32 protein-coding genes, 1 tRNA gene and 1 pseudogene are annotated in these 26,445 nt (G+C 69.3%); 11 read left to right on the top strand and 23 right to left on the bottom strand.

Annotation, left to right across the window (positions count from 1 at the left end):
- The first annotated feature begins 320 nt into the window (after window positions 1-320).
- Window positions 321-1,325: a sugar phosphate isomerase/epimerase family protein gene (locus AB0M02_RS44380; protein WP_364238549.1), complete on the top strand. Its 1,005-nt coding sequence runs from the start codon at window positions 321-323 to the stop codon at window positions 1,323-1,325.
- A 60-nt stretch (window positions 1,326-1,385) separates the two neighbouring features.
- Here AB0M02_RS44380 and AB0M02_RS44375 read toward each other — a convergent pair whose 3' ends face one another.
- Entirely contained in the window at window positions 1,386-1,703 is a 318-nt protein-coding gene (locus AB0M02_RS44375) for a hypothetical protein (protein WP_364238548.1), read from the bottom strand.
- A gap of 205 nt (window positions 1,704-1,908) precedes the next feature.
- On the opposite strand from AB0M02_RS44375, the gene AB0M02_RS44370 reads away from it, so the two are divergent.
- Window positions 1,909-1,984: transfer RNA gene (locus tag AB0M02_RS44370), tRNA-Asn, on the top strand.
- Window positions 1,985-2,035: 51 nt separating this feature from the next.
- Here the strand turns inward: AB0M02_RS44370 and AB0M02_RS44365 are convergent.
- The 3 genes from AB0M02_RS44365 to AB0M02_RS44355 are packed head-to-tail and all read right to left on the bottom strand — an operon-like array spanning window position 2,036 to window position 4,586.
- Complete coding sequence (locus AB0M02_RS44365; protein WP_364238547.1) at window positions 2,036-3,109, bottom strand: CU044_5270 family protein; 1,074 nt, start codon at window positions 3,107-3,109, stop codon at window positions 2,036-2,038.
- Window positions 3,106-3,744: an RNA polymerase sigma factor gene (locus AB0M02_RS44360; RefSeq protein ID WP_364238546.1), complete on the bottom strand. Its 639-nt coding sequence runs from the start codon at window positions 3,742-3,744 to the stop codon at window positions 3,106-3,108. Before AB0M02_RS44360 ends, AB0M02_RS44365 begins: the two co-directional genes overlap by 4 nt.
- Window positions 3,738-4,586, bottom strand: a complete 849-nt coding sequence (locus AB0M02_RS44355) for a type II CAAX endopeptidase family protein (RefSeq protein WP_364238545.1) — start codon at window positions 4,584-4,586, stop codon at window positions 3,738-3,740. Before AB0M02_RS44355 ends, AB0M02_RS44360 begins: the two co-directional genes overlap by 7 nt.
- Before the next feature lie 178 nt (window positions 4,587-4,764).
- Here AB0M02_RS44355 and AB0M02_RS44350 point away from each other — a divergent pair, with 178 nt between their 5' ends.
- On the top strand, window positions 4,765-5,331 hold the full coding sequence (locus tag AB0M02_RS44350; protein ID WP_364238544.1) for a hypothetical protein: 567 nt from the start codon (window positions 4,765-4,767) through the stop codon (window positions 5,329-5,331).
- 116 nt (window positions 5,332-5,447) lie between these two features.
- Here the strand turns inward: AB0M02_RS44350 and AB0M02_RS44345 are convergent, their stop codons facing one another.
- Complete coding sequence (locus AB0M02_RS44345) at window positions 5,448-6,389, bottom strand: NmrA/HSCARG family protein (RefSeq protein ID WP_364238543.1); 942 nt, start codon at window positions 6,387-6,389, stop codon at window positions 5,448-5,450.
- Between the two features lie 158 nt (window positions 6,390-6,547).
- Entirely contained in the window at window positions 6,548-7,711 is a 1,164-nt protein-coding gene (locus tag AB0M02_RS44340) for an RICIN domain-containing protein (RefSeq protein ID WP_364238542.1), read from the bottom strand.
- 225 nt (window positions 7,712-7,936) lie between these two features.
- Between AB0M02_RS44340 and gntF the strand changes: the two genes are divergently transcribed.
- The 3 genes and pseudogenes from gntF to AB0M02_RS44325 all read left to right on the top strand — a co-directional run bounded on the left by gntF (window position 7,937) and on the right by AB0M02_RS44325 (window position 10,085).
- Window positions 7,937-9,259 (top strand): guanitoxin biosynthesis pre-guanitoxin forming N-methyltransferase GntF, encoded by a 1,323-nt coding sequence (gene gntF / locus AB0M02_RS44335; protein ID WP_364238541.1) that lies wholly within the window; start codon window positions 7,937-7,939, stop codon window positions 9,257-9,259.
- A 242-nt stretch (window positions 9,260-9,501) separates the two neighbouring features.
- On the top strand, window positions 9,502-9,816 hold the full coding sequence (locus AB0M02_RS44330) for a type II toxin-antitoxin system prevent-host-death family antitoxin (RefSeq protein WP_364238540.1): 315 nt from the start codon (window positions 9,502-9,504) through the stop codon (window positions 9,814-9,816).
- Window positions 9,813-10,085, top strand: a pseudogene (locus tag AB0M02_RS44325) (Txe/YoeB family addiction module toxin). The gene AB0M02_RS44330 and the pseudogene AB0M02_RS44325 overlap by 4 nt, the downstream one beginning before the upstream one ends.
- Window positions 10,086-10,174: 89 nt before the next feature.
- Here AB0M02_RS44325 and AB0M02_RS44320 read toward each other — a convergent pair.
- From AB0M02_RS44320 to AB0M02_RS44310, 3 genes are all read right to left on the bottom strand, one after another.
- Complete coding sequence (locus AB0M02_RS44320) at window positions 10,175-10,822, bottom strand: hypothetical protein (RefSeq protein ID WP_364238539.1); 648 nt, start codon at window positions 10,820-10,822, stop codon at window positions 10,175-10,177.
- Between the two features lie 102 nt (window positions 10,823-10,924).
- Entirely contained in the window at window positions 10,925-11,242 is a 318-nt protein-coding gene (locus AB0M02_RS44315) for a hypothetical protein (RefSeq protein ID WP_364238538.1), read from the bottom strand.
- A 158-nt stretch (window positions 11,243-11,400) separates the two neighbouring features.
- A complete protein-coding gene (locus AB0M02_RS44310) occupies window positions 11,401-12,297 on the bottom strand; it encodes a hypothetical protein (protein ID WP_364238537.1) in 897 nt (298 codons plus the stop codon).
- A gap of 669 nt (window positions 12,298-12,966) precedes the next feature.
- Here AB0M02_RS44310 and AB0M02_RS44305 point away from each other — a divergent pair.
- From AB0M02_RS44305 to AB0M02_RS44285, 5 genes are all read left to right on the top strand, one after another.
- Window positions 12,967-13,374 (top strand): hypothetical protein, encoded by a 408-nt coding sequence (locus AB0M02_RS44305; protein WP_364238536.1) that lies wholly within the window; start codon window positions 12,967-12,969, stop codon window positions 13,372-13,374.
- A 342-nt stretch (window positions 13,375-13,716) separates the two neighbouring features.
- On the top strand, window positions 13,717-14,883 hold the full coding sequence (locus AB0M02_RS44300; RefSeq protein ID WP_364238535.1) for a helix-turn-helix transcriptional regulator: 1,167 nt from the start codon (window positions 13,717-13,719) through the stop codon (window positions 14,881-14,883).
- Window positions 14,884-15,048: 165 nt separating this feature from the next.
- Complete coding sequence (locus AB0M02_RS44295; RefSeq protein WP_364238534.1) at window positions 15,049-15,213, top strand: hypothetical protein; 165 nt, start codon at window positions 15,049-15,051, stop codon at window positions 15,211-15,213.
- On the top strand, window positions 15,210-16,004 hold the full coding sequence (locus AB0M02_RS44290; protein ID WP_364238533.1) for an SAM-dependent methyltransferase: 795 nt from the start codon (window positions 15,210-15,212) through the stop codon (window positions 16,002-16,004). The genes AB0M02_RS44295 and AB0M02_RS44290 overlap by 4 nt, the downstream gene beginning before the upstream one ends.
- Window positions 16,001-16,204, top strand: a complete 204-nt coding sequence (locus AB0M02_RS44285) for a DNA-binding protein (protein WP_364238532.1) — start codon at window positions 16,001-16,003, stop codon at window positions 16,202-16,204. Before AB0M02_RS44290 ends, AB0M02_RS44285 begins: the two co-directional genes overlap by 4 nt.
- Before the next feature lie 76 nt (window positions 16,205-16,280).
- On the opposite strand, the gene AB0M02_RS44280 is transcribed toward AB0M02_RS44285, so the two are convergent.
- The 14 genes from AB0M02_RS44280 to AB0M02_RS44215 form a co-directional block, all read right to left on the bottom strand.
- A complete protein-coding gene (locus tag AB0M02_RS44280) occupies window positions 16,281-16,913 on the bottom strand; it encodes a hypothetical protein (protein WP_364238531.1) in 633 nt (210 codons plus the stop codon).
- Window positions 16,913-17,236, bottom strand: a complete 324-nt coding sequence (locus tag AB0M02_RS44275; RefSeq protein ID WP_364238530.1) for a hypothetical protein — start codon at window positions 17,234-17,236, stop codon at window positions 16,913-16,915. Before AB0M02_RS44275 ends, AB0M02_RS44280 begins: the two co-directional genes overlap by 1 nt.
- A 10-nt stretch (window positions 17,237-17,246) precedes the next feature.
- On the bottom strand, window positions 17,247-17,753 hold the full coding sequence (locus tag AB0M02_RS44270) for a hypothetical protein (protein ID WP_364238529.1): 507 nt from the start codon (window positions 17,751-17,753) through the stop codon (window positions 17,247-17,249).
- Entirely contained in the window at window positions 17,750-20,296 is a 2,547-nt protein-coding gene (locus AB0M02_RS44265) for a carbohydrate binding domain-containing protein (protein WP_364238528.1), read from the bottom strand. The genes AB0M02_RS44270 and AB0M02_RS44265 overlap by 4 nt, the downstream gene beginning before the upstream one ends.
- Window positions 20,289-21,584, bottom strand: coding sequence for a hypothetical protein (locus AB0M02_RS44260; RefSeq protein ID WP_364238527.1), 1,296 nt, complete (start codon window positions 21,582-21,584; stop codon window positions 20,289-20,291). Before AB0M02_RS44260 ends, AB0M02_RS44265 begins: the two co-directional genes overlap by 8 nt.
- A complete protein-coding gene (locus tag AB0M02_RS44255; RefSeq protein WP_364238526.1) occupies window positions 21,584-21,997 on the bottom strand; it encodes an HK97 gp10 family phage protein in 414 nt (137 codons plus the stop codon). The genes AB0M02_RS44260 and AB0M02_RS44255 overlap by 1 nt, the downstream gene beginning before the upstream one ends.
- A gap of 155 nt (window positions 21,998-22,152) precedes the next feature.
- Window positions 22,153-22,503 carry a hypothetical protein gene (locus AB0M02_RS44250; protein ID WP_364238525.1) on the bottom strand — a complete coding sequence of 117 codons (351 nt, stop codon included), beginning with the start codon at window positions 22,501-22,503 and terminating at the stop codon, window positions 22,153-22,155.
- Window positions 22,500-22,901: a hypothetical protein gene (locus tag AB0M02_RS44245; RefSeq protein WP_364238524.1), complete on the bottom strand. Its 402-nt coding sequence runs from the start codon at window positions 22,899-22,901 to the stop codon at window positions 22,500-22,502. Before AB0M02_RS44245 ends, AB0M02_RS44250 begins: the two co-directional genes overlap by 4 nt.
- A gap of 12 nt (window positions 22,902-22,913) precedes the next feature.
- Entirely contained in the window at window positions 22,914-23,423 is a 510-nt protein-coding gene (locus tag AB0M02_RS44240) for a hypothetical protein (RefSeq protein WP_364238523.1), read from the bottom strand.
- Window positions 23,423-23,833 (bottom strand): hypothetical protein, encoded by a 411-nt coding sequence (locus AB0M02_RS44235; RefSeq protein WP_364238522.1) that lies wholly within the window; start codon window positions 23,831-23,833, stop codon window positions 23,423-23,425. Before AB0M02_RS44235 ends, AB0M02_RS44240 begins: the two co-directional genes overlap by 1 nt.
- A complete protein-coding gene (locus AB0M02_RS44230) occupies window positions 23,830-24,399 on the bottom strand; it encodes a hypothetical protein (protein ID WP_364238521.1) in 570 nt (189 codons plus the stop codon). The genes AB0M02_RS44235 and AB0M02_RS44230 overlap by 4 nt, the downstream gene beginning before the upstream one ends.
- A gap of 7 nt (window positions 24,400-24,406) precedes the next feature.
- Window positions 24,407-24,820, bottom strand: a complete 414-nt coding sequence (locus tag AB0M02_RS44225) for a hypothetical protein (RefSeq protein WP_364238520.1) — start codon at window positions 24,818-24,820, stop codon at window positions 24,407-24,409.
- 13 nt (window positions 24,821-24,833) lie between these two features.
- Entirely contained in the window at window positions 24,834-25,025 is a 192-nt protein-coding gene (locus tag AB0M02_RS44220; RefSeq protein WP_364238519.1) for a hypothetical protein, read from the bottom strand.
- Window positions 25,025-26,326 carry a hypothetical protein gene (locus AB0M02_RS44215; protein ID WP_364238518.1) on the bottom strand — a complete coding sequence of 434 codons (1,302 nt, stop codon included), beginning with the start codon at window positions 26,324-26,326 and terminating at the stop codon, window positions 25,025-25,027. Before AB0M02_RS44215 ends, AB0M02_RS44220 begins: the two co-directional genes overlap by 1 nt.
- Between the last annotated feature and the right edge of the window lie 119 nt (window positions 26,327-26,445).

Genomic DNA, 26,445 nt, shown 5'->3' with positions numbered 1-26,445 from the left:
GCACCACCCGCATGTATCTGGCCACCACCACCTACGGCGGCACCCAGACAACCGTCCTCTCCGTCGACTGGCGAACCATCAAAGCCTTCGCCTGAACCTCGAGCGCGCGGAACGGGTCTGAGCCGAACGGCTCAGACCCGTTCCGCATGTGTCCGGTGGGTCGTAGAGTCGCGGGTGGGGCCACCCGCCGCGACGGGCGGGCCGGGCGGGAGGCGCAAACCCGTCCCGGCTTGACCAGGTCGTGCCGCTTTCCGTGGCGATGTCCCCGAGGCCGGTTTTCCCTCGCCGGCCGGCTAACCGCCAGCCACCAGGGAGGGACCATGGCACGACCCATCACGCTCTTCACCGGCCAGTGGGCCGATCTGCCGTTCGAGGAGGTCTGCCAACTCGCGTCGGAGTGGGGCTACGACGGCCTGGAGATCGCCTGCTGGGGCGACCACTTCGAGGTGGACCGGGCGCTCGCCGAGGACGACTACATCGACCGCAAGCACGAGCAACTGGCCAAGTACAACCTGAAGTGCTTCGCGATCTCCAACCACCTCGTCGGCCAGGCGGTCTGCGATCACCCGATCGACGAGCGCCACCGCGGCATTCTGCCGGCGTCCATCTGGGGCGATGGAGAACCAGAGGGGGTACGCGGACGCGCCGCCGAGCGCATGAAGGACACCGCCCGGGCGGCCGCGAAGTTCGGAGTCCGTACGGTCGTCGGCTTCACCGGCTCGTCGATCTGGCACACCGTCGCCATGTTCCCGCCGGCCCCCGCCGAGATGATCGAGCGTGGGTACGCGGACTTCGCCGAGCGCTGGCACCCGATCCTGGACGTCTTCGACGAGGTCGGTGTCCGGTTCGCGCACGAGGTGCACCCCAGTGAGATCGCGTACGACTACTGGACCACCCGCCGCACGCTGGAGGCGATCGGCAACCGGCCGGCGTTCGGGCTGAACTGGGACCCGTCGCACTTCGTGTGGCAGGACCTGGACCCGGTCAACTTCATCCTCGAGTTCCACGACCGGATCTATCACGTGGACTGCAAGGATGCGAAGGTGCGCACCGGCGACGGGCGGCGGGGCCGGCTCAGCTCACACCTGCCCTGGGCCGACCTGCGACGCGGCTGGGATTTCGTCTCCACCGGGCACGGCGACGTCCCGTGGGAGGACTGTTTCAGGGCATTGAACAGCATCGGGTACGACGGACCGATCTCGATCGAGTGGGAGGACGCCGGGATGGATCGGCTCGTCGGCGCTCCCGAGGCTCTGCGGTTCGTCCGAGGGCTCGCCTTCGACCCGCCGTCCGCCGCGTTCGACGCCGCCTTCTCGTCGGACTGACCCGTTGACACGACGCAGGGCCGCTCCCGTCTCCGGGGGCGGCCCTGCGTCGAACCGGCCTCAGTACGTCGTGCCGGTGCTGGTGCTCTTCGTCGGGGTGGCAGGGGTCAGTTCATCCGTGGCGTCCGAGCTCGTGCCCGTCGTCGTGCCGCTCGTCTGGAGCTTCTCACCGAGCTTGGACGACTGCAGCTTGTCCTTGCCCTCGGTGTAGAGCTTGTTGGCCTGGGCCTGAGCGACACCGGCGGCCTCCTGGACCGACGGGTGACGCCAGACCTTCTCAGCGTTGGCCCGGATCTCCTCGTACTTCTCCCGGCCGGCACGGCTGCCCAGGACGAAGCCCGCCGCGAGACCGGTGAGAAACATCAGCTTTCCGCGCATGGTGGCGGCTCCTTCCGTTCATGACGCGCGTGCGTCTGCGGGGATGCATACCCATCCTGTCGGTCCGATACTCACCGGATCGCCGTTTCCGGCATGTCACCGCTGCACGACCCGCTGGAGGGGTATCCCGTTGGTGGGGCGCCCGGATGGTCATGTACTCTGTTCTCCGTCGCCAGGGAAACCGGGCGATGAGGCACTGAAGCAGTCCCCGATAGCTCAATTGGCAGAGCAGCCGGCTGTTAACCGGCAGGTTATTGGTTCGAGTCCAATTCGGGGAGCCATCCATAAGTGTAAGCACCCTGGCAACCCACGTCGGCCAGGGCAGACTCTCGTCAATCTTGAGGCCGCTCGGGCTTTTCGTCGGTCCATCCCGCTTCGAGGATCACTCGGCGCTGCTCCTTGACCGGCCGCTTCTCCCCCGCGCCGGCCGGGATGCCGGTCGAGCTCCGGGCCATGATCAGGTATGTCGTGGGGTCGACGACCAGCTGGTGCGTCTCGACGTAGTCAGGGGATTCCCGGACCAGCTCGATGCCGACGCCGGTGCGTCCCTCATCGTCCTTGACCGCCCCGGTGCTGCGAATGCCGCTGATGCCGGCGAGGACGGTGAACGCCGCCGCGCGCACCGCTGCGGTGGCCGGCACCTCCACGAGCAGCTGAGACATCGCACCGAACAGCAGGATCTCGGAACCGCTGGTGCCCGGCGCGAACCCGTCGGGTCCCGCGGCGATCGATCCGGCGATCAGAGCGCGGAGCTCGTCCGGGTCGGCCGGCAGTTCACTCGCCCGGATGCCCAGGACTCGCGAATCAGAGTGGGTGGAGTCGAGTCGCTCCAGTCGGCCCTTGCCCGGCGCCGTGCTGTATCGCACCGACCCCGACTCGCTGTCCGCTTTGAAATCCCAGTGCGCCGGGGAGCCCGCGGCGCGCCATGCCCGCTCGTCCGCCTCGCTGCGCGGGCGACAGCCGAGGTCGCGACTTCCGATCCAGCTCGTCCCCGACGGGTCGCGGGCGATCCAGCGTTCGTCGACGCTGCGGTCGACGATGTCGTAGGCGTTCGGGGCCTCGCCCACCCTGATCGGCCCGGCGACCGAGATCGTCCGAACACGCCAGTACCGTCCGGTCTCGGTCCGGGAAACAGCCTGCGTCGCCGCCGCGAGCAGGATGTCCTGTGCGGACGCTTCGGAGGGGTCCGCCTGTGGACCGGGCCGTTCCCCGTAGGACGCGAGGAGTATCGCGAGCACGGCAAAGCTCGCCAGCGCCCCGGCGCCGGCGGCCACCCAGCGCCGCGCCCGGTTCGGTGATCGCCGCCCCTCGATGGCGGCGGTCAGCCGGTTGCGTGCCTGAACGGTCGCTCGCGCCGACGGCGGCGCGGCGCTCAAGGTCTCGCGGATCAGCTCGAGATCTTTCATCGTGTGCTCCTGTTCTCGTCTCGGTAGGAGTCGGCTCGGGTGGGGTCGGCTCGGGTGGGGTCGGCTCCGCCCAGGGCGCTGCGGACGGTCTTGCGGGCACGGTTGAGACGCGACCCGACAGTCCCCTCCGGGATACCGAGCGCCTCGGCGACCTCGGGGTAGCTGAGCCCGCCGAGAGCGACAAGCAACAGCACGTCGCGGTCACCACGGTTGAGTGACCGCAGCGCCGCGGCAAGGTCGCGCTGAACGCCGGACGCGGCGACTCGCGCGACGATCCGATTGGCGTCGTCATGGTCGCCTGCCTCTGCCCGGCCCGCGGTCTCCGCCCGTTCGAGGGCGCGGTACTTGCGCTCCTCATCGCGGCGGTGCCGGCGGATCAGGTTGGTGGCGATGCCGTACAACCAGGCGCGGACGTGCCCGCCGCCGGCACCGAAACGCCTCCGGGCGCGGAACGCGACCAGAAACGTCTCAGCGGCCAGGTCATCGGCGTGGCCGACACTCAGCCGGCTGGCCACATAGCGGTAGATCTCGCCGTGGTAGGCGTCGAAGATCACCGCGAACCGCTCCGGATCCTTGTCGGACTCGCGCAGTATCGCCTCGTCCGACGGATGGAGCGCAGGCTGTTCGGTCAGCAATCGAGGTCCGCCCCTCCCCTGCTCGGTGATGTCGTCCACGACATGAATGCCCGACCCCCGGCCCTCCCTTCACGGCCCCGCCACCAGGCCGCCGACGCCACAGCCGCCAGCGTCAGGATCGTCAGCCTCAGCCACTGCCCGCCCGTGTCCAGGCTCGGCAGCACCGCGTCGCTGAAGTTCCAGGCCGCATGGGCCAGGATCGCCGCGGGTACACCGCCGCGGAGATGCTCGGTGACGAACAGCATCAGGTAGGTGAGCGGGAAGAGCTCCAGGAAGAACAGCAGCCCCCGCATCTCCTGCTGCCCGGTGCCCTCGAGGAAGAACAGCGGCAGGTGCCAGATCGCCCACCCGGTGGCCAGCACCACGGTGGTGAGCACTCGCCCGTGCGACTGCCGCAGGCGCGGCTGCAGATATCCCCGCCAGCCGAACTCCTCCGCCACCGGCCCGGCCAGGAACGTGAACATCAGCGCGGCGAGAGGCCCGCCCACGTCGGCGATCGTAGAGCCGGCATGGTCAGCGATCACGCTGAGGTCCGCCGCGTTCAGCAGGACGGCCGCGGCAACCGAGGCGAAAGCGCCGGACAACACCGCTCCGGCCGCCCATCCGGCCCAGCGCCGGAAGTCGGCGACCGGCCGGGTCTCGCGGCGATGACGCAGGAACATCGCCAGCGCCGCGAACGACGGACCGCTCGCGGCAAGCCCGAACACCAGCGAGCCGGCACCCTCGTCGAGGTTCACGTCGCAGGCGCCCAGGACGAACCAGGGTATCCAGGTGAGTGCCAGGCAGAAGGCCGAGAATTCCAGGAACCTGCGTCGGAGGTGCCCGCTTTCGAGACTGTTCACGAAGGCGACGCTATGACGCCCGGCGATTCCCTGCGGTGGAGACAACCCGTCGATGGCCTGGCGGAAAAGCTGCTCTTATTGACCGTATCCAGGTCTTGTGGATCGCGCCCCTGAGGAACAGGATCCAATTCGGCCGGCCGACAGCCTGCCGAAATTTGCTTGGAAGGCGTATATGAAAATGCACCGCCGATCGTGGCGTCCGCTGCTTGCTCTCGCATTCGCGGCGAGCACGCTGACCACCTTCGCTCAGCCGGCGTCAGCCGCCGACGACCAGAACACGTTCGCGTCGCAGGCGAGGGCCGAGGGGCTCACCACGGCAGAGGCACGGGGCCTTCAGGCGCGGGTCGAGGCGATCCTGGAGAAGGACGGCGGTACTCAGATCGCTGCTAACCGGGTTCGCTGGGCGAACGGGGCCGGCGACACCACGCTGCCCCTTCCCGGCGAGAAGCATGCCCGGAACCTGACCACCGCGAGGTCCCCCGGCACGCTGCTCTACGGCTGCGACTACGGCTACTTCTGCACCTGGCAGATGCAGTACTACCAGGGCGCGAAATACAGTTACTACTACTGTCAGGACTACGCGACCCCGTACTCCTTCAATTCGTACGAGAACAATCAGACCCGGGGCACTCGCGCCGCCTTCAAGGGGTACAGCCGAAACGTCATCTACTGGACCCCGAACGGGGCATGGGAATCGCACCCCACGTTCAGCGGCCTGTCCACGTACTACATCCGGCCGTGCTGACCACGACCGTCCGCTGAGCAACCTGCCGGGGCGGCCGTAACAACGGCCGCCCCGGGCATCGACCGTAGAGTCTGCTCATAGGCGCGTGCCCGGCTGAGGATCCGCCGGCCCGATCATCAGACGGCCAGGCGGTCCCGGTGCCTGGCCAGGAAGGCGGCGAGGCTGAGCCACTCCGGGCTGAGCGAGCGCACCACGTCGACGTCGCGCCGGCCCAGGTAGGAGTCGGGGAACTCGGCGTAGTACTGGAACATGTTGCCGAGCTCGACCGCGCCCGGGAAGCCGAGCTCGCGGAACTGGTCGTGGGTGAGCGGCCGGTAGGCGACCGGCTCGCCGAGCACAGCGCTGAAGGTGGCGGCGATCTCGTCACCGGTCAGGTGCTCGCCGGCCACGCCCAGGGTCGCGCCGATCGTCTCGGCCGGCCGCTGGAACACGCTGAGCACCACCTGGCCGATGTCCTCCGAGGCGATACCGGCCACCGGCGTACCGGCGATCGGCAGGTGCAGCGCGAGCGTCCCGTCCGGGTCACGCTGCGGCTTCACATCGGTGAGCAGGTTGTCCCAGTAGAAGGACACCTGAAGGTACGTGGTGGGCAGCCCCGACTCGGCGAACATCGCGTCCGCGACACCGCCCTTCACGTCGAAGTGCGGCACCCTGTAGACCTCGTCGAGCGTCGGCATCCTCTCGTCGGACACCGGGATCGCCTCGCGGGTGTCCTCCAGCGTCGACCAGACCACGTGCCGCAGCCCGGTCGCCGTGGCCGCGCTGATCAGGTTCGCCACCTCGGCCAGCTCCTTGGCCGCGGACATGTGCTCCCAGAACGGCGTGACCAGGAACGCCCCATACGCCCCGTCGAACGCCTTCCGCAGCGTCGCCTCATCGTTCAGCGTCGCCTCGACCACCTCGGCCCCCAGCTCCGCCAGCGCCCGAGCCTTGGCCGACGACGCGTCACGGGTGATCGCCCGAACCCCGAACACGCCGTCAGCGAGCAACGCCCGCGCGACAGCACCCCCTTGCACGCCGGTCGCACCCACCACCGAGATCGTCTTCTTGCCGAACATGACGCCCCTCCACCTTCTGAACAGCCCGGCACCACCGCCACCGGACCCCGACGCGGCAACAGTAGTCGTCCAAAATCTTGACAGTCAAGAACTTGGACGAATTCCGGGCGGCCGCGCCGAAGATCTAGCTCTGGAACCCAGAGTCACGAGGAGGCGTCTCACGCGAACCTCCACAGCTGGTTGGACTGGCCGAGCGTCGTGCAGTCCCAGATCTGCAGCTGAGTGCCGTTCGCCGTGCCACGTTCGACGGCGTCCAGGCACCTGTTCGAGTGCGGGTTGCGCAGGGTTCCGTTCGGCTCGGCGATCCACTGCTGGGCGATACCGCCGGGGATGCAGCTCCACAGCCAGACCTCGGTGCCGTTGGCGGTGCCGGCGCCGCGTACGTCGAGGCACCTACCGGACTGCGGGTTCACGATCGCGTTGCCGTCCCGGCGCCACTGCTGGTTCCAGCCGCCGTGGCAGTCCCAGAGGATCAGGTCGTTGCCGTCCGCGGTGCCCCAGCCCGCCAGGTCGACACAGCGGTTCGAACCGACGCCGCGCAGCGGGGTGACCGCGCCGCCGCCGGTCGAGCCGTTGGCGTTGAACGCGAACCGGTCGACCGACAGACCCGTGCCGCCGATCCACGGCTCGAAACCGGCCTGCACGCTGGTCATGTACCAGGCGACGTCGATCTGCCCGCGGCCGACGGCGTCGTTGGTGAACGCCTTGACGCTGAAGTTGGCCATCGTGTTGTTCGGCCGGGTCCGGACGTACGAGATGACGTTCCAGCCGATGTTGCCGATCCAGACGTCCCAGGTGCCGCCCTCGAGATCGACGGTGCCGACGCGGGAACCGATCGGCTGCGGACGGCCCCGGTGGTTGGTCCAGATCATCAGTTCGGCGCCGTGATTCTGGCCGGGCGGGTTGGCCGACGCGTCGAACCAGAGGTCGAACGCCGCGTCCCACTCGCCCGAGTCCGGGGTCCCGATGTTGAAGGTCGCTCGCGGGTCGCCGAAGTCACGAACGCGCAGAGGCAGACCGCTGCCGCTGGTGCAGGCGCCGTAATGGCAGCCGGCGTAGATCGACGGGTAGGACGCCGGCGGCCCGTTCGTCGCGTTGTTGTGGTCGGCGCGAGTGACCCGGAAGCCGGCGCCGTCGACACTGATGCACTGCGCGGAGGACGCGCCCCATCGGTTGTTCTGCACGATGTAGCGCCCGCCGTCGACAACGACGGTGCCGTACTGATCACAGATCTCGGTGGCCGCCTGCGCGGAGGTGCCACCGGCCAGGACGGAGGCGGCAGTCACCACCGTCGCCGCGAGGATTCGGAAAAAGAGACGCATGTGCCCTCCGGGGGAAGCGTGGGAGCGCTTCCATGCACCGTGCACCGGATCCCCGAATACATCCATGAGTTTCGAAACCACATCGGCGTTCCGGCGCTCCATGGCCGGTGTCGTATTGCTTACCGAAGCCCCCGTGAGCAGCTACTGACCACGATCTGACCTGGAAGGTGAGCACCCGCCCGGCCGACACTGGGCACTTCACAGCAGCGCTGCCCGGAGGTGCCCATGGCCCGATCGCCCGTTCCGCCGATGTCGCCGCTCGCCGCCTGGGCCACCAGCCTGGCGGCCACCGCGGCGTCCACCTACGCGTTGGACGTGTGGGCGGCGGCCACCGGAGCCGGTCTGGTCGCTTCCGGGTTCCTCACCGGCCTCGACCATCGATCGGTGGTGATGTTCCTCCTCGCGAGCTACGTGGTCTGGGTGTTCGGGCTCCGCGCCAACCTGAGGGCGAACGCGACTCTGCTGGCGGCGACGGGGGCGAGCACCAACGTGCTGTCCAAACTGGCGTACGACGTGACCCGTCGCCGTTTCGGCGACGGGCGCACGACTCGCCTGGCCGCCGCCGTGGCATACACCGGCACCGAGATCGCCAAGGAAGTGCCGTACTACGTAGCCGCGTTCGGTGCCGCCGCTGCCACCGACGCGATCACCACCGACGAGGCACTCGTCTTCCTCGCCGGCGCCAACCTCGGCGCCGCGCTCTACGAAGTCGCGCTCGCCGGCCTCACCCGGACCGTCCTCAGCCGGCGCCGCACACACGCGTCGTTCGACAGGGACTGGGTGCCCGCCGAGTACCTCACCGACTACTACCGCACCGTCGAGCCCGACGAGATCGCCACGATCGCGTTCCTCGTCAACGCGATGCACCACGCCGAACGCGATCAGCCGATCCTGTACTTCGGAAGCGGTCCCACCCTCCACCACGTGTTCGCGTGCGCCGAGAGGGCGTCCGAGATTCATCTGGGCGACTACCTGCCCGAGAACCTCGCAGAGATCCAGCGATGGATCGACCGCGCACCGGGCGCCCACGACTGGCGGCCGTTCGTCCGATACACCCTGCAGTGCGAGGGCAACACCTGTCCCACCGACGACGAGATCACCGAGCGTGAGGACCTCACCAGGGCAAAAATCACCACATTGGTACGGGTGGACGCGCGCCACCCTCGTCCGGTGAACCGGAATTACCCGACGGTGGTCAGCGCCTACTGCGCCGACTCGGCAACCGGCGACCGCACCACGTGGGAACTGTTCATGCGCCACATCACCGGCCTGGTCCAGCCCGGCGGCCTCTTCCTGACCGCGGCGCTGCGCCGGTGCCGCGGCTACACAGTCGGCGGCAAGACCTTCCCCGGCGCCGACATCGACGAACGCGACCTCCGAGCAGCCCTCCACCCCGACTTCGAACCACTCCACGAGGAAGTCATCCCAACATCCCAGCACGACTCCCACGGCTACGCCGGAATCCTCCTCTGCCAAGCCCGCCGCACCCAGCCCGCCCCAGCCGCACAGGCGGCCATCGGACTCAGCCTCCTCGACCCGACAAACTGACCGGCGCTCACCCCCGCCTCGGACGGCGTTTGACCAGCTGGCGCGCTAGCAGACTCTGCTCTCAGGGGAGGATCCATGGCGGCTCTCAACATCAGAGATCTCGACGATGCCGTGAAGGAGAAGCTACGGCCGTCGCAGCGGTGTCAGCACCTGCCATTGATCAGTTCGAGGGATTTGATACGGCCAGATAGGTGCACCCTTCCGACACCTGCAGAGTGACGTACCAATTGACGTACGTTTGAGTGTACGTTCCGCTCCTGGGGGTCAAGATGAAGGTGCTGACAATCAGCGACGTTCGCAAGAACCTCGCCGCCGTGGTCGACGCGGTGATCGATGATGCCGAGGAGTGCATCATCCCCCGCGGCGGCGGCAAGGCCGTCGTCATCGTCTCGTTGGACGAGTGGAACGCCATGACCGAGACGCTGCATGTTCTCGGTTCCGCCTCCAACGCCCGCCGACTACTGGAGAGTATCGCCCAGGCCGATGCCGGCCTGGGCGAGGAGCATCCACTCGACTCGACGTCCGCCTCTCCGGCACCCGGCAAGGAAGCCGCATGAGCTTGCGCATCGTCTTCACTCCCAACGCATGGGAGGACTACGACGGATGGTTACGCCGGGACATGAAGATGGCCCGCCGCACCAGCAAGCTGATCCTTGACGTTCAACGGGATCCGCACGGAACCGGCCTCGGCAAGCCCGAGCTACTGAAAGGCCCGCTCTCTGGCTGGTAATCCCGCCGCATCAACGACGAACACCGGCTCATTTACCGCGTCCGTGGCGGCGACCTGGAAATCGCCGCCTGCCACGGCCACTACCTCGACAAGTAGAAGGAGCTCACCCCAGCTTCCCGCTACACGGATCGGCGGTCACGGCGTCCAGCTTTCCCGCCTGCGAACGAGCGGCTGCCCCGTGCCTGTCATGCCGCCCGAGAGCTGTCGCGATTTTCGCACGCCAACGGCAGAGCGAACCGCCGCATGTCGAAGCTGGTCCGCTGCCGAATCGATGACTGCCTGCATTGCTCGGCATCTTCTTGACGGAGCGATCCCACGTTCTCAGCGCGCACGATCGCTGCGGCGAGTGCCGAACGCAGTCGCTCAGCTTCGGCCACGGTCAGCTCGTTGTCGGCAAGACCAGAAACATAGACGACTGGGCCGTACTGCGAATCGCAGTCCGGGCCGGTGAAGCAGCACGTACCCACTTCGGCCACGGCCCGGCCCTCGCCGACGGTGATCTCGTCAAACGTCGAGTGGAAACGGCTGTTATCCGACTCCAACTTCGAGGAATGATCACTCCCACACCACGACGGACAGGACTGAATTCGGTAGGGCTGTGCATTCTCAGCCGCCACGAGCGCCTCAGTCAGGCGACCGCCATGCCCCCGCAGCAGCGCCACCTTCTCGTCGCCGACGATCGTCCACTGCCACCACTCGCCGTCCCATCGGATCTCGGCGACACGGTCGCCGAGTCGGCGCACCAGCTTCGATCGGCCATCCTCGTCCCGGGTTGAGTACCAGCGCCAATCAGGAATGTCCTGGACTTCGACCCGCAGCGTCGGGAAGGTCAAGCCGTCTACGGTCTGCCCTCTGGACTTACCCACACTGACTCCATTCATCGTTGGATCGCTGCGAGGGACACTAGGCACATAATGTCGATGCATCTAAATCTTTCACTCGTTGGGGTTCATCTCACCCGGCGGCCGTGATCGATGACGGTCGCAGCCGTTGACCGCGACGTGACCGTTCTTCATGACAGCGCCGACGATGCCGCCAAACTGATCACTACGATCCGAACAGAGCTCCCGCCGCTGCGGCGTCGCTGTGGCGCTGCGGGAATGCGGTCGCTCGGTCGGCTCATGGGCGACAGAAGGGCTGCGATCATGGCGATCGGCGGTGGCGACGGGGGCGGCGGTGGGCGCGATGTCGCTGGGGACAGCGTTGCGGCGGTGGCTGCGAACTATGAAGTAGCCGAAGATCACCGCGCGCACGGCCCACACACGGACGCGCCGGAGACCCCCGTGGTGCGAGGGCCTCCGGCGAGGCGGTTCCGTGCGGTGGATCAGGACCCGCGAAGGATCAGGTTGCCGTTGTCCGCGGCGCCGCTTGTTTCGCTGGCGCGTTTACGGCGCCGCATTCCCCCGCGGCTTTATCCAGCTGGCGTTTCGTTCAACCCCAAACCGCGCAGGATGTCATCGCGGTTCGCGTTTCCGCGCAGTGCGGTCAAGGATTTCAAGCGGCCCAGCAAAGTCGTGGACGATGCGGGGCACTTCAAGTCTTGAATCGCCGACAAGGTTTTCTCAAAACGCTGGATACGGCTTTCAAGGTCCGTCCCACTCGGAAGGTTCGCATTCTTGAGCGCTACCTGCGCGTTCACTTGGGCCTGAGTGGGTGGGCAGCGACCGGGAACATTTACCCCGGTAGGGCCCACACGGTCGGCCGTCGCGTTCGGATTACCCGGGCTGAAACCCAGCGCCGGCACCAAAGCGTTGATGTTCCCGGAGCCGGCTCCGGCGTTCCCCGTCGCTCCACCCGCGGCCGCGTCACCGGATCCCGTGGCGGCGCCTTTGTCCGCTGGCGTTTCGTTCAAACCCAGACCACGCAGGATGTCATCGCGGTTCGCGTTTCCGCGCAGCGCGGTCAAGGATTTCAAGCGGCCCAGCAAAGTCGTGGACGATGCGGGGCACTTCAAGTCTTGAATCGCCGACAACGTTTTCTCAAAACGCTGGATGCGGCTTTCAAGGTCCGTCCCACTCGGAAGGTTCGCATTCTTGAGCGCCACCTGCGCGTTCACTTGGGCCTGAGTGGGTGGGCAGCGACCAGGAACATTAACCCCGGTAGGGCCCACACGGTCGGCCGTCGCGTTCGGATCACCCGGGCTGAAACCCAGCGCCGGCACCAAAGCGTTGATGTTCCCGGAGCCGGCTCCGGACTCGGCGGCCTGGCCCATCCCCGTGCCGACCGCGAGCGCCGAGCCGAGCAGCGCTGCGGCGGCACCTCCAATCACCAGCTTGCGCGTCCGGCTGCTGACTCCGCGTCGATACATGCACGGCTCCTCTTCGTCTCGGTACTGCTTGTGCCGAGATATACGAGCAGCGATGTGGCGGCAGTTCACGACGCTGAGCAAGCGTTCCTTAAAGATTCTTTAACGTAACTCCCGTGGCCACTCACCGGCACCGTGGGTCCGATGAGCCAGGCGCGTCATGCACGGGTGGTTGCGAGTGCTCAGGCGAGTTGGCCACGCCGTGCCCGCTCTCTGGCGGATGAGAGGGCCGGAGTGCTCCGATTGCCAGATGTCCAGACCGGCGCCTGCCGCGGCCGGATCCATCGCGGTCCCGAGGAACAGACCCTCGGCCCCACCACAAGGCCGCCCAGCAAGCTTCGACCCGGCTCGCCGCAAGAAGCCACCAGATAGCCCGGTGAGTGGATCGGCCGAAGGCCGCAACCCCGACGAAGGCGCGACCGGACCACCGACCGCGCCCACCGCAACGTGGGGTCTGGGGGTCGCCCCCAGGCAAATAGAGTGGGGCGGGCGGGACTCGAACCCGCGACCGAGGGATTATGAGCACTTCGGCTATAAACGCTGTGCTGACCAGCAAAAAGGCAGATCAACAACGAACGTACGGGCCACAGTCCCTTGCTGTACAGGACGGGCCCGGAATCGCGGTGTTGGAGCACCGGCCGGGCCCTTGATCGGACAACGGAGGTCCGACCCATGAGCACCGTACCGAACATCTGCCACGACGCCGGCCACGGCGAGTTCCTGGCCGAGGGCCTGATCTGCTCCGGCTGCGGCACGAAGCCGCCCGCCATCGACTGCCCGGACTGGTGCACCATCGACCACACCGGCGACGACCCCGCCGACCCGATCGAGAACCTGATCCTGCACATGGGCGACGACCACGGCATCGACGAGACGACCCGCGACCTGCTGCACGCGCACGAGGGATCGCAGCTCGACGTCCGGGTGGCCCGGACGGACTGCCCGCAGGAGGGCACCGTCGGGGTGCCGGCGCTGATGGTCCGCGCGGACCTGGAGCTGACGACGTGGGAGCAGGCGGCCGAGCTGGCGCGTGCGATCCTGGACAGCTTCGGCTACCTGAAGGGCGCCGACCAGGCGTAGGAATTCGGCACGCGCTTGCCGAATTCGGCCACCGCGCGGCCGAATCTGCGGCCCGTTCCAACTGTCCCGGGGTGGGGACAGTCCGGGGCGGGCCGCTTCGCGTGTCAACAATTGTTGCCAATTGGCGACGCCAGGTGGTCCCAGGCGGGTCAGGTGACACATCTGTGTCACCTGAGCAACTCTGCTCACCTACTCGCCCCGGGGCCGCACCATTCAGGTGGAACAGTGGCCGTGCCCTGGTGGCTGCTCCGGCCGTTTCCAGGTATGACGTACCGTCGATGTTGGCGGCCGGAGTCTTGCGGCCCGGCCGCCGTCCCCTGACCGCAAGCAGGGACGTGACACATGGACAGCAGTGCCTTCCGCGAAGAGCTACACCGTCTCCGGACCAGCCGCGATCTGTCGTACCGGCAGCTCGCCACCCTCTCCTGCGTGAGCCCGAGCCTGATCAACGACCTGGAGAAGGGCAACCGCCGGCCGACCCGTCCGGTCGCAGCAGCCTTGGACGGAGCACTCGACGCACACGGCAGGCTCACCGCGACCCTGCGCACTCCGGCACCCGAGGACGTCGAGGGCGAGCTGGAAGCACTGGAGCTGGAGCAGCGCGCGTGCCGGTCCGATGTGAGCGATGCCGTGCTTGACCGGCTGGAGCAGATCGCGGACCGGATGGCCATGTCGTACGCGACCACTCCGCCCGCCGACCTGATCCCGCGGGTGCGCCGCCACCTGCAGTACGTCGAGCAGCTCCTGGACGGGCACAAGACGCTGCGCCAGCACCGCCGCCTGCTCGTCGTCGGCGGGTGGCTCTCCCTGCTGCGAGCCACCCTGCACATCGATCTGCAGCAGCGCCTCGCCGCCGACGCCCACCTCGGCACGGCGGCCGCGCTCGCCGAACAGGCCGAACATCCCGAGATCGCTGCCTGGTGCCTGGAGACGCAGGCCTGGGATGCGCTGACCGGCGGCGACTACCGGCGCGCAGTCGACCTGTCCCGGCACGCGCAGGCGATCGCGCCCGCGGACGGGTCGGCGATCGTCCAGGCGACCGCGCAGGAGGGCCGGGCTTGGGCGCGCATCGGCGACCAGGGCGCCACCCGTGACGCGCTGCGCCGGGTCGAGGCCATGGCCGGGCACCGAGCGGCGCCGGACCACCCGGAGCACCACTACCAGTACGACCCGAACAAGGCGCACAGCTACGCGGCCACCACACTGGCGTGGGCGGGCGACCCGGGGGCCGAGCAGGTGGCCCGGGACGTGATCGCCGAGTTGGAGGCTGAGGGTGCACGGCCGCGGCGGATCGCGTCGGCGCGTCTCGACCTCGGCCTGGCGCTGCTCGCCGGTGATCGCCCGGAGGAGACAACAGCGGAGGTGCGGGCGGCGATCCAGTCGGGCCGGATCGTGCCGTCGAACTGGTGGCGTGTGACCGAGCTCGTCGACGGCGTCGCGGCGGCCGGATTGCCTGAGGCCACCGATCTGCGTGAAGAGGCCGAAGCGGCCCGGCCGGCCGACGACTGAGTACCTGTTCGCACGGTTGCGTACACCTGGGCGTCACCTGCGTACATCCGCCTGCGCAACAACCGGTGATCCGTCCGTGACGATCAGGTCAGCGGCGGCGTGCCGGACCTTGAGGTCGCGACCCCTACCCGGCCCGTCGCCGCCCCGGACGGTGGGGAGGGGCGGATGCTGACCAGGGTCGTACGGCATGTGATGTGGGTGCGGCGGGTCGCCGCGGCCCGGGCGTGGAGTGCCGCCGAACGGGCCCAAGCCGCGGAGCACAGTGCCGCGGTGCGGCGCATCCTCGCGCAGGCTCCGGCGGTGGCCGATCCGGCGGGGCGGCGGCGATGACGGACACGGCCACGCTCAACACCGATCTGCCGCACTCAGCGCGGGTCTGGGGCTACCTGCTGGGCGGCAAGGACAACTTCGCCGCCGACCGGGTAGCCGCCGAGGCGCTGCTGAAGGCCTGCCCGGCACTCGTCACCGCGAGCCGTGAGGCACGGCAGTTCCTGTCCCGGGCGGTACGCCACCTCGCCGAGGTGGGCGTGCGCCAGTTCGTGGACATCGGTGCGGGCCTGCCGATGGCGGTGACCGTGCACGGGGTCGCGCAGGCCGTCGCACCGCAGGCCCGGATCGTCTACGTCGACAACGACCCGCTGGTGATGGTCCACGCCCGTGCTCTGCTGACCGGCACCGGGCAGGGCTCGGTCGACTACGTCGAGGCGGACGTGCGTGATCCCGGCGCGGTGCTCGCGGCGCTGCACACGACGGCGGTCGACCTGAGCGCGCCGGCCGGGTTGCTGCTGTCCGCCATTCTGCCCGAGCTACCCGACGGGCAGGCGCACGACGTCGTCGGCAAGCTGGTGGCCGCACTGGCGCCGGGCAGCTATGTGGTGCTGTCGCACTACACGGCCGACCCGGTCACCGAACCCGTCCGGGCCATGATCGCCGACGCGGCCGAGGCGCATCAGCTGCCGTTGCGGCTGCGTACCCGCGCCGAGGTCGCCCGGTTCCTGGAAGGTCTCGAGTTGGTCGACCCGGGCGTGGTGTCGACCGCGCACTGGCGTGTCGCCGCGAAGGACCGGACGGCGGACGAGTCCGCGGCGATGTGCTGGGCGGCTGTGGGGAGGCTGCCGTGAACGTGTCCGGGCGCCTCATGAGCGTCGCGGAGATCGCGCGGCGCCTGGGTGTGGGGCGTACCTGGGCGGGCCGGTTGACCCGGCGGGACGGGTTCCCGGCGCCGTTCGACGAGCTCGCGTGCGGCCGGATCTGGCTGGCCGGTGACGTCGAGATCTGGATCGCCAAGCACCGGCCGCACCTGGTCCAGCCGATCGAGTAGGCCTGCCGCTGCCCGCGGCAGTTGGGGGCCGGTGACCGCGTGTCCGAGGGTGGGCGCGGGCACCGGCCTCCTTGCGTCAGGACTTGGTGACGGCGTCGGCGATGTCGCCGAGCAGCTCGTACGCGGTGGTCTTCTTGCCGCGGATCGGGTTCGGGATGCCCTGGGACAGGACGTGGTGCCCGACCGGGGTGGTCGGTGTGCCGGTGTCGCCCTGCTCGGTGGCGGTGACCAGCCGGTTGACGTGCCGGCCGATCATCGCGTCGATCTTCTGCAGGTCGGTGTCGGTGAGTGCCACGGGTACCTCCTCCAGGCGCCAGCTGCTGGCGTCTCGTTCGCGGGCCGGGGTGTAGGACGCGCTGAAATGCGCGTGCTCGGTGTGCAGGTTGTCGCCCGTGTACGCCCGGCCGGTCCAGTCGCGCGACGCTGACCAGATCCGCCGGTTGTAGATGATGTAGAACAGGCGCTTGTCGGCACCGGTCCGGTGCCGGGCCACCAGGTGGTCGACGAACGCCTGCATGTCCGCGCCGGAACCAAGGTTCCGGTCGACGTCGATGGCGTGGACCAGGCCGCGACTGTCCGGGTTGTGGTCGGAGTCGCGGGCCTGGTGCGCCGGGTCGCCGATCCACCCATCCGAGGCCTTGTCCCGGCCGGGGAACAGCGCGTTGAACTCCGAACGGAGCGCGACCAGGCACGGGACGAGGGTGGCCATCAGCGGCCGTCCTGGGCGCGGTAGGCGGCGATCGCGGCGGCCGCGGCCCGGCGGGCGATGTCCTCGCGCTCGGCGGTGGACAGGCCGTTGGTCTGCCGCTCGATGACGGCGAGCTGGCTGGTCTGCGCGGCCGTCTCGGCGTGGACCTCCTCGACCTTGCCCGCGACGCCACCGGCCACCGCAGCACCACCGCCGATGCCGCCGAGGATGCCGAGCACGCCGAGGATCGCCCCGGCGTCCCAGTGGGCGAGGGTGGCCAGCGCGATGGCGGTTCCGGCCAGGACGGCGATCAGCCCGACGGCGGGCCAGGTCAGCTGTTTCACGTGAATCTCCTTAGACGCTGGTTCCGCTGTCGGCCTGGGTGAGGCCGACCTCTTCGACGGTCATGAGCGATTCCGCAGCGCCGCTGGCGAACATGCCGACGGTGCCGGTGCCGCTGGCCCGCACGAACGTGGCGAGCACGGAGAGGGTGCCGCTGCTGGTGCACTCCCAGATGCCGATGACCGGGGCGACGGGGCCGTTGTTCGCGTCGGACGCGCCTACCGACCGGCCGAAACCTCCGCGCAGCTGTGTGCTGCCGGTCCCGGCCGTGCCGGACTGCGTGCCCCGGATGCGCAGCGAGGGGGTGCTGGCGCTGGTGGCCCAGTTCGAGATCGGGTTGTGCCAGGTGACCCGGTAGGAGTAGCCCGCGCGCACCGCGACGTTGTCGATGCGGATGTAGCCGGTCTCGGTGGTGGTGACGCCGGTGCTGCTGGTGGTACGCGCGTACCGGGCGATGGTTCCTTGGGGCAGCGCGTTCAGGTCTGCCGCGTAGATGATGTCGCCGCCGTAGACGGTCATCGCGCCCACCTCCCAGGGGTCGCCACGTGCACTTCCGAACCGGAGGGCAGGGTCTTGCGGATGCCGTTGACCGACCGTGTGCAGGTGGCCGCCTGCCGCAGGGCGAGCGAGTCGGTGCGCACGATGTCGACGTCGTCGACGAACAGCGTCAGGCCGTTGGCCGGAGACGAGAGCAGCGACGGCCCGTACTCGACGCGGGTCGTGGTGGCCGGGGCCGTCCCGGAGACGGTGATCTCGGTCCACACGCCGCCGGTCACGCTGACGGTGTTCGAGGCCCCGGCGAACCAGCCGCCGCCGTTGAGCCAGTCGATCACCGCGGTGACGTTCGTCGTCGTCGCGATCCACACCCACATCGACGCGGTGAACGTCTGGCCGGGCGACGCGGCGAGCGTCGCGTTGGACCGCATGATCGCCTGCGACGGTGACCCGGCGACGATGTACGCCACGGACCGGTTGCTGTTGTGCCCGGATCCTGCGCTGGAGATGAGCGGCACGCCCGACGAGCCGCCCTGGACGTACCACGACGCGTCGATGCCCGCCTCGAACGTGCCGTCGACCGGGGCGACGCTGCCCAGCTTGGTCATCCCCAGCACCCTGATCCGCTCGCCGGCGACCACCCAGTCGTACGGCAGGCTGGTCCGCGACCAGGCCTCGTCGGCGGTCATCTGCACCCACAGCCGGGTTGCCGAGGCGGTGTGCGAGCCGCTGACCGTGCTGGTGCGCAGGTCGTAGCGTCGCTGGCCGTACACGCCGACGTCGAACTGCTGGTCGGGTGCGCACTGGAACACGATGGTGCGGGCGTTGGGCCAGCCGATCGTCTCGGTGTAGCCGAGCACGTGCAGCCGGATCGGGTTCTCCCGGTAGCCGGTGAGCTCCAGGACGTCGCCGACGTCGACCGCTTCGAGCTCGGCGACCCTGGCGGCGTCGAGGGCGGCCAGGTTGACGGTGACGGCCGGGTAGCGGGGCAGGTTGACCGTGCCGCGGCGCAGCCACCAGTTCGCGACCTGCGGCAGGTCGGTGGAGTCGTCGAGGTTGACGTCGACGGTGTGCCGGTACTCGCCCGCCCCGTCCGGCGGGTCCTGGGTGCCGAGCGGGCCGGTCGAGTCCTCCGCCGTGGCGTCGCCGCCGTCGCGCTGGGCCGCCGTGACCAGGTTGTGCACCGGCAGGTCGTCGGTGACCTCGGGAGGCGGGAACGGCAGCTCGGTGACATCGATCGACACCGGGGTCCGGTTGTAGCGGGCGTCGCGCAGCACGAGCGCCAGCTCGGCGCCGTCGACCGCGTCGAACAGCAGGCCGTCCTCGGTGTCGCGGATCTCCTTGAGCTGCTCCGGGAAGGCGGCGAGGGGCTGCGGGCCCATCGGTGTCGCCTTGCTCTGGTCGCCGACGATCGAGTAGGCGAGGTTCTTGGCCGTGCACAGCCGGGCGAACCGCTGGGCGGTGGTCTCGCCGGCGTGGCCGCGGAACGCGGTGAACCGGGCCTCGTCGGTGAGGCTGTCGGTGAGGCCGACGGTGGCGGTGACGTGCCCGTACGCCGAGCCCTCGGGCAGCGAGTTGGCGAACGCCGCCCGGACGATCGACGGCGTCATCGCGTGGGCCAGCGTGTACGTCAGCCAGGAGTTCTCGTCGGCCGACCGGTAGTAGATCTGGAAGGTGGTGTTCGGCGCCGAGTAGGTGGCCTTGAGCACGAACATGACCCACTGGCCGGTGAACTGGTAGCCGTTGAAGTTCGCGGACTGCGCGGCGACCTGGGAGCCGGACGGGTCGAACACGTCGATCAGGGACGTGTCGGTCGAGTCGTCGAGGCTGAAGAACACCGAGTAGCCGTTGCCCAGCTGCAGCGAGATCGGCGAGTGGAACAGGTTGTTCAGGTCCCCGATGTAGGTCACCAGCGAGTACTGCCACCCGCTGGTCGACGCGCCGTCACCGGGCGCCATCCGGAAGGTGGCGGTGTCGATCAGCGTGTTGACCTCGGCGACCGGCCCCGAGCCGGGCGGCCGCTTCTGCGAGTCGAACGACTGCCCGATCAGGGCGCTGTTGCGTGCCCCTGTGACCGGGGTGAACGCGCGGGCGGTGCCGCGGGCGTCCTCCATCGGCCAGTACCCGCCGAGCGTGCCGAGCGCGGCGTTGTAGGTGTAGAACGGCGACTTCAGCGGTTCGGTCCACTGGCCGATGCGGCGCAGCAGCCCGCCGGAGTCCAGGTCCACCCAGGCCTTGCCGCGCCTCGGCCGGGCCCGGAAGTCGCGGGTCTGCCCGGAGCTCCACGACGATTCCTCGGTGACCGCGCGGACGGTGCCGCCCACCGTCGCCCGCACAGGGGTGTTGCGGCCCGCCTTGCCGAACAGCGGCGACTCCGGGTTGCTGGTGCGGTAGGTGTCCTCGGCGTTGTTCAGCCGGGCGGTCAGCGACGCCGGCCGGGGAGCCGCGGACTCGGCGCCGTCGCCGCGCTGGATGACGAGCGGCGCGTCGGCGAACACGTCGTCACCGGCGACCAGGTCGTGCCAGCCGCCGTCGTAGAAGATCTCCAGGGCGACGTCGTTAGGCATTGCGGCCACCCAGGACGGCCTGCACGTTGCCGCCGCGGCGGCGGACCGTACGAGCGATTCCCTCGATCAAGACGTCGCTGTCGAGCATCACGATGACCTGTGTCGTTCCCGACCCGCCGCCGCCGGGCGGGAGCACGGTCTCACCGGCCAGGGCGAGGATCGGCACCTCGGTCCCGGGCGGTCCGGGCACAGTGCCGCCCTTGTGGAACGTGGGCAGGTTCGGCACGGAGATCGAGTTACCGCCGATACCCGGAATCCAGCCCGGCACCGACCAGGACAGCCGGCCGACCGTGTTGTTCCAGGCGAACGAGATCTGGTTGAACGCGTTGCGGAACGGCCGCGAGATCGCCGATCCGATCTTCCCGAACCGGTCCGCCACCCATCCGGGAATCTGCTTCACGTAGCCCCACGCGTCGGACGCCCGGTCCTTGACCCACCGCCACGCCGCGCCGCCGGCCGCCTTCACCTTGTCCCAGTTCTTCACCAGCAGCACGATCGCGCCGATCAGCACGCCGATACCGAGCACGATCCACGTCACCGGGGACGCGAGCAGCGACGCGTTGAACGCCCACTGTGCGGCCGTGACCAGGCCGACGATGCCGACCAGCGCGGACAGCAGCGGCGTGATCAGGTTCAGCTTGTCGGCCCAGCCCTGCAACTCGGGAGGCTTGGCCTCATGCATCGCGTCGGCCAGGTCGACCTGCGCGGTCTTCGCGTCGATGTTGGCCTGCGTGCCGTCGCGGGTCGCCTGCGCGGCGTCCTCCTGCGCCTGCTTGACGTCGACCCCGGCCTGCTTGAGGTCGATGGACGCCTGCTTGGCCTCGTCGCTGTTGCGGCCGTGTTCCTTGACCGCGGCGTTGTAGTCCTTCAGCGCCGTCTTCTGGTCCAGCCGCGCCTGTTCCAGGTCGACCTCGGCCTGGTCGGCGTCGATCGCCGCCTGCTTACTGTCGCGCAGCGCCTGGTTGTAGTCCTCCTGCGCCTGCATCACGTCGACGTTCGCCCGAGCGAGCCGCTGCGCCCGGTCGCGGGCGTAGTCCTGGATGTCGGCGACCGCCTGCAGGCCACCGCCGAGGGAGTCGACCGCGTCGGTGAGGCCCGACGTGGCCGCCCCGAGGTTGCCCATCCGCTGCTCGAACCGCGACGCCTCCTGGGCGGTGTCGCTGAACTGGCTGGCCGCGTCCCTCGAGGCCTGGGCGACGCTGTCGACCGCCGTGTTCGCCTCCCGCGCGGCCCGCTTCAGCTTGTCCGCGTCACCGGCGAACTCCAGGGTCAGCGTGTTCCCGGCCATCAGCCGGCCTCCAGCCCGGCGCCGCGGATCACCGCGGTGATGGAGTCCTGCAACTGCTGCTCGATCTGCGGGCGGATCTGACGCAGCGTCGGGTACACGTAGCGGCCGTCACGCAGGAACTCCCGCGCCGCCGGGCGCCCGGCGATGCGGCCCTGCCCGCCGAACTCGAGCCACGGGAAGTACGGGGCTTTCTTCCCGCCGACCGCCACCCGCGCCGACGTACGGGTGGACCGGGCCACCATCGACCGGCGCGCCGCCCCGGACACCGAAGGCACCTTGGGCCGGGCCCGCTCGACCAGCAGCGTGGCGGCGTCGTTCAGGGCGAGCCGCAGCTGCTTCGGCGCGTCGTTGTCGATCGCGCGCAGGCCACGGTTGAGCTGGGCCAGGCCACCGACGGCAATCCGAGTCTCCACCTCACCCTCCCCGCGCTTCCGCTATCTCCCGCTCCTGGGCCCTGCGTGCGTAGTAGATGCGCCAGCGCTGCCACTCCGACGAGGACATCTCCCGGCGCATCCGGTCCACCGACCGCCACCCGAGCTTCAGGCACAGGAAGTGGTCGAACTCCAGGTCAGGATTCGTCTCGAACCGCTCGTAGATCGCTTTTGTCGGCTCCCTCGCCGAGCCCGGACAGGTCCCGGATCGTCTTGGAGACCAGCGCGTATCCGCCGCCGCCGGCGCGGGACCGCTTCTGCCACGCCTCGACCTGGCCGAGCGTCATGGCCGGTTCGACCATGCACATTTGGATGTTGCGGCGCTCGATCAGCGCGCCGTCCTCGGTGCCCTTACCGGCCAGGATCAGCTCGTAGCGCGACAGGCCGCGGACCTTGACCACCTTGCCGTTCGGCAGGGTGAGCTCGTGGACGTCGGCGGTGACATCGTCGCCGTCGAACAGGTCGTCGATGCTCGCGATCTCGCTCATGCCTGATCCGCCGAGTCCCACTCGTCCGACGGCTCGGTTTCCAGCGTCCACAGCCGGTACCCGGCGACCGGGGCAGTCTCGGTGTACTTGGTGATCACCGCGTCGAACGAGTCCTGAGGCAGACCGGCGCCGGTGCCCTCGGGCCGGTACTTGATGTTGACCTTCGTGCCGACGAGCGGCTTCAGGACAGCGCGGGGCCCGGCCGCCGCCGAGTCGTACTTACCGGAGCAGCCGAACGCGCCGTCGCCCAGGGTCGGATCCTTGACGACCTTGTTCTTGCCGTAGGTGGTCACATCTTCCGTGCCGGACGACTCCTCACAGTTGGAGTCCGTGCAGAACCCCGAGATGTCGTGACCGTCGATCAGGATCACGGTGTGCTTGCTGTGCACGCGCGCCATGACGTTCCCCCTTTACGCGCTGGTGCCGACGATGACGACGTCGTAGGTGACCGTCGATCCGGACGAGGAGTTGGCGACGGTGAGCAGGTCGCCGGTGCCCGCGGTCACGCTGACCTTCCCGTCCGCTGGGCAGGACCACAGGAAGAGGCCGCCGGGCGGGATGTCGAGGCCGTCCGAGGCGGCGAGGAACAGCGGGACGCCGTTGGACGCCGGCCGGGTCACCCGGACGTTGTTGGTGTTCGTCGACGCGGCGCAGATCATGACCGCCCGCAGCTCGACGAACGTCAGCGTCGCGCCGAACGGCGACGCGAGCACACCGGCCAGGTCGAGATCCTCGCTCGCGGACGCGGCGAGGGTGCGCTGGTCATGGAACATCCGGTCGGCCGAGTTGGCGCCGGTCCCGTCGGCCAGCTCGATCTTGACCTTCTTCAGCAGGTTGTCCGTCGGCGTCCCCAGATCGAGGACGTTCTTGTAGACCGCCTCGATCTGCGCCGTGACGATCGTCTTGAGCGTGGTCGGCATTAGCCCTCTCCTGGTCCCACGACGGTTGCCTTGAACATCGCGGCGAGGTACGGCACCCCGGCGATCGTTTCGACGTCGAACTCGACCGACGTCACGGTCAGGTCGTCGCAGGAGGCCCAGGCATGGGCCTCCATGTGCGCCTTCACGCTGCGCGGGCCGCTGCCGGCCGACCAGGCGGCCACCGTGTCCCGCGCGGCCCGGTCGGTGGCCTTGCCCGCCAGCAGCACCAGCGGCAGGTCGGTGAACCGGTCCTCGCCGCGGCCGTACGCCTCGTCGAGGTCGATCGAGGTCGGGTACGACACGTAGCCGGCCGGTGCCGTCAGCGACCCGGGCGGGTAGGCGGATACGTTGAGCCCGGAGATCTCCCGCAGCACCGCCGCGGCCTCGTCCATCACGGCGTCGAGCTTCACGCGATCACGCACCTGCGGCGCACCAGCGGCTTCAGGGAGGTCCTCAGGTCCGGGTCGAGTGCGGCCAGCAGCCGAAGCTCACCCTGCTCCTGCGGCGATCCGGAGATCCCGAACGGCGAGTCGCGGCGCTGCGCGAGACGCGCCGCCTGCAACAGCGTGGCCGTCTTGGCCGCCGCGGGGACCTGCGACCACCCCCACCGGCCGGTGACGGTCAGCTCGCCGGACACCCGCGCGGTCAGCCACTCGTACGGGCGCCCCTTGGCGACGGCGTTCATCGGGCCGAACGTGTAGCCGGTGACCGGGTTGGCGTCGGCGTCGGCGACCTGCAGCCCGGTGAGGTCCTCCAGGTCGTCGACCTCGAAACGCCACCCGGCCGCGCCGAGATCCTGCCCCGGATAGACCCGTGCCTGAGGTACATCGACCTGGCCGAACTGCCGCCCGCAGTAGTCGTCGACCGCGCGCGACGCGGTCGTGACCCAGGCAGCCAGCAGCGCCGCGTCGAGGTACTCGTCCTTGAGGTAGGACTGCAACTCGACCGGCGTCACGTAGTCGGGTGCCCAGGCCACGATCGGCTCAGTCCATCGGCCGGATGTAGAACAGGACGACGTCGAACACGCCGGCCGTGAGCGCCGCCGTGCCGACGACCGCCTGGATCTTGCGGGCCGCGGTCGTCTTCAGCGTGCTGGCGCCGGTGAACACCGGGATCACGGACTTGCGGCCGGTCGTCGACCACGGGGCGCCGGAGATCGCCGCGGCGGCGACCGTGTCGCCCGCGCCCTCGACCTGGACGGCCACCGTGGCGGAGCCACCCGAGGTGGGCACGGTCGCCACCTCGACGTACCCGCCCATCACGATCGACCCGGCCGGGATGTCGGCCTTGCTGGTCAGGTCGATGGTGCTGACCGCGCCGCCGTCGACGGCGAAGTCGTACCGGCCGCGCACCACCTTGAGGCCGGAGCCCTGCGCGAAACCACCCTTGTACGGCATGTCGGAGCCCCTCTCAGGCCGTCTGATCGAAACCGTGGACGAGCGTGCGGGCCGCGTCCTGCGCGTCGGCCTGGCTGGCGTAGGTGCCCGCCAGGCGCCGGGTGCCTGCGTTGACGACCCAGGTGCCGGAGGTGATCTCCTCCGTGGTCAGCGCAGCGACGAGGGCCAGGTTCACCCAGTCGCCCTCCGCCGTCTTGACCCACATCAGGAGGCCGCCGTGACCTGGACGCGCTTGGACGACTGGCCGGCGTAGCGGACCAGCACGGCGGTGTACCGCCAGATGCCCAGCTCCACGGACTCCGGGCCGGAGCGCTCCTCGTACTTGAAGCGCATCTCGTCGCCCTCGAACAGCAGCGTGTCGGCGCCGCGCAGCGTCAGGAAGTTGTCCGGGTACGGGCCGATGTTCAGCGACTCGGTGACGACGATGGCCAGGCCCTCGTACTCGCCGACCGCCTGGACGGTGCCGACCCCGTCGACGTTCATCGGCCCGGCCGAGCTCGCCGGGATCAGCTTGCGGCCGGTCGTGTCGCGCAGCTTCTTGAACGCACCCCACCGCTTGATCGACATCGCGAGGACGTCGGCGGGCAGCTTGCGGGCGTCCCACACCGCGATGGAACCGTCCACGATCGCGTCACCGGCCGGAACCGCCGGAGGGGTGCCCTTGAACGCGGCCTCGTTGGCGAACGTGGTCACCGCCGACCCGGACGCGGCGATCAGCGCCGCGCCGACCTTCGCCTCGACCTGCCGGTTGTACTCGGCGGTGAGGTCACCGAAGATCACCAGGTCCACGGACGGGCTCGACATGTCGATCAGCTGCCGCGGCACCGTCTGCAGACCACGGGTCGGCTTCGGCACCACGGTGTCCACGTCGGTGCCGAACTTGTCGGCGCCGGGCGTCGGGTCGTTCTCGGCGGCCTGCTCGGCAGGGTTGGACGAGTCGGCGCCGGTGGTCTGCTTCGGCAGCGTCATCGGCCGTGGGTCCCGGCCGAGCGGGATGTTGCGGACGGCGTTCGCCAGCGCCCGGCCCTGACGCGCCAGCGACGCGTACTCGTCGGTCAGCCACTTCGGCGGGACGATGCCGACGCCGGCGCCGGTGGTCGTCAGCGCCCGGTGGTGTTCGGCGAGGCGCCGGTGCGCGTCCTGGTCGCCGTCCATCGCGGAGCGGCACATGTCGGCGAAGAACGAATGCTGCGAGGCGCGGGTGTAGTGGCCCGGGTCGCGGTCCTGGGTGCGGGCGCCACCGGCGGCGCGGGTCTGGTCGCCCTCGGGCAGGGCGTCACCGGCCACCCCGGCGAGCTTCGCGACGGCCGTCGAGCGGGTCTCGACCTCCGTCAGGTCCTCGATCTGCTTCGCCAGCACCTTGGCCTGCTCGGCCTGCTCGGTGACCGAGCGCAGCTCGTCGTCGGTGAGGTCACGGTCGGCATCGGCGGCGCGGGTCTGGATGCCCTCGATGGTGGTGTTGAGCGCCTCGAACTGCTTGCGCAGCCGGGCGAGGTACGGGTTCACGGGGAACGCCTCCCGGTCAGGGATCGGATCGTCTGACCGGGGTGCCGTGCTGCTCTCACGTCACCGGGGGCCCGCCGGGGGCGGGGGTGCGGTGCGGGGCGGCCGGGGTGTCGGCGTGC

The organism is Actinoplanes sp. NPDC051861, assembly GCF_040681145.1.
GTDB lineage: Bacteria > Actinomycetota > Actinomycetes > Mycobacteriales > Micromonosporaceae > Actinoplanes.
Note: the sequence above shows the minus strand (reverse complement) of the source record. Positions and strands in the feature narration are given on the sequence as shown.

Bases quoted from the DNA above. Each gene is read 5' to 3' on its own strand.
- AB0M02_RS44240 (WP_364238523.1), bottom strand. From the start codon at position 23,423: ATGCCGACCACGCTCAAGACGATCGTCACGGCGCAGATCGAGGCGGTC.
- AB0M02_RS44345 (WP_364238543.1), bottom strand. From the start codon at position 6,389: ATGTTCGGCAAGAAGACGATCTCGGTGGTGGGTGCGACCGGCGTGCAA.
- AB0M02_RS44290 (WP_364238533.1), top strand. From the start codon at position 15,210: ATGACGGACACGGCCACGCTCAACACCGATCTGCCGCACTCAGCGCGG.
- AB0M02_RS44305 (WP_364238536.1), top strand. From the start codon at position 12,967: ATGAGCACCGTACCGAACATCTGCCACGACGCCGGCCACGGCGAGTTC.
- AB0M02_RS44265 (WP_364238528.1), bottom strand. From the start codon at position 20,296: ATGCCTAACGACGTCGCCCTGGAGATCTTCTACGACGGCGGCTGGCAC.
- AB0M02_RS44245 (WP_364238524.1), bottom strand. From the start codon at position 22,901: ATGGCGCGCGTGCACAGCAAGCACACCGTGATCCTGATCGACGGTCAC.
- AB0M02_RS44375 (WP_364238548.1), bottom strand. From the start codon at position 1,703: ATGCGCGGAAAGCTGATGTTTCTCACCGGTCTCGCGGCGGGCTTCGTC.
- AB0M02_RS44280 (WP_364238531.1), bottom strand. From the start codon at position 16,913: ATGGCCACCCTCGTCCCGTGCCTGGTCGCGCTCCGTTCGGAGTTCAAC.
- AB0M02_RS44365 (WP_364238547.1), bottom strand. From the start codon at position 3,109: ATGAAAGATCTCGAGCTGATCCGCGAGACCTTGAGCGCCGCGCCGCCG.
- AB0M02_RS44270 (WP_364238529.1), bottom strand. From the start codon at position 17,753: ATGACCGTCTACGGCGGCGACATCATCTACGCGGCAGACCTGAACGCG.
- AB0M02_RS44350 (WP_364238544.1), top strand. From the start codon at position 4,765: ATGCACCGCCGATCGTGGCGTCCGCTGCTTGCTCTCGCATTCGCGGCG.
- AB0M02_RS44260 (WP_364238527.1), bottom strand. From the start codon at position 21,584: ATGGCCGGGAACACGCTGACCCTGGAGTTCGCCGGTGACGCGGACAAG.
- AB0M02_RS44340 (WP_364238542.1), bottom strand. From the start codon at position 7,711: ATGCGTCTCTTTTTCCGAATCCTCGCGGCGACGGTGGTGACTGCCGCC.
- gntF (WP_364238541.1), top strand. From the start codon at position 7,937: ATGGCCCGATCGCCCGTTCCGCCGATGTCGCCGCTCGCCGCCTGGGCC.
- AB0M02_RS44220 (WP_364238519.1), bottom strand. From the start codon at position 25,025: ATGTGGGTCAAGACGGCGGAGGGCGACTGGGTGAACCTGGCCCTCGTC.
- AB0M02_RS44310 (WP_364238537.1), bottom strand. From the start codon at position 12,297: ATGTATCGACGCGGAGTCAGCAGCCGGACGCGCAAGCTGGTGATTGGA.
- AB0M02_RS44300 (WP_364238535.1), top strand. From the start codon at position 13,717: ATGGACAGCAGTGCCTTCCGCGAAGAGCTACACCGTCTCCGGACCAGC.
- AB0M02_RS44225 (WP_364238520.1), bottom strand. From the start codon at position 24,820: ATGCCGTACAAGGGTGGTTTCGCGCAGGGCTCCGGCCTCAAGGTGGTG.
- AB0M02_RS44295 (WP_364238534.1), top strand. From the start codon at position 15,049: ATGCTGACCAGGGTCGTACGGCATGTGATGTGGGTGCGGCGGGTCGCC.
- AB0M02_RS44380 (WP_364238549.1), top strand. From the start codon at position 321: ATGGCACGACCCATCACGCTCTTCACCGGCCAGTGGGCCGATCTGCCG.
- AB0M02_RS44250 (WP_364238525.1), bottom strand. From the start codon at position 22,503: ATGAGCGAGATCGCGAGCATCGACGACCTGTTCGACGGCGACGATGTC.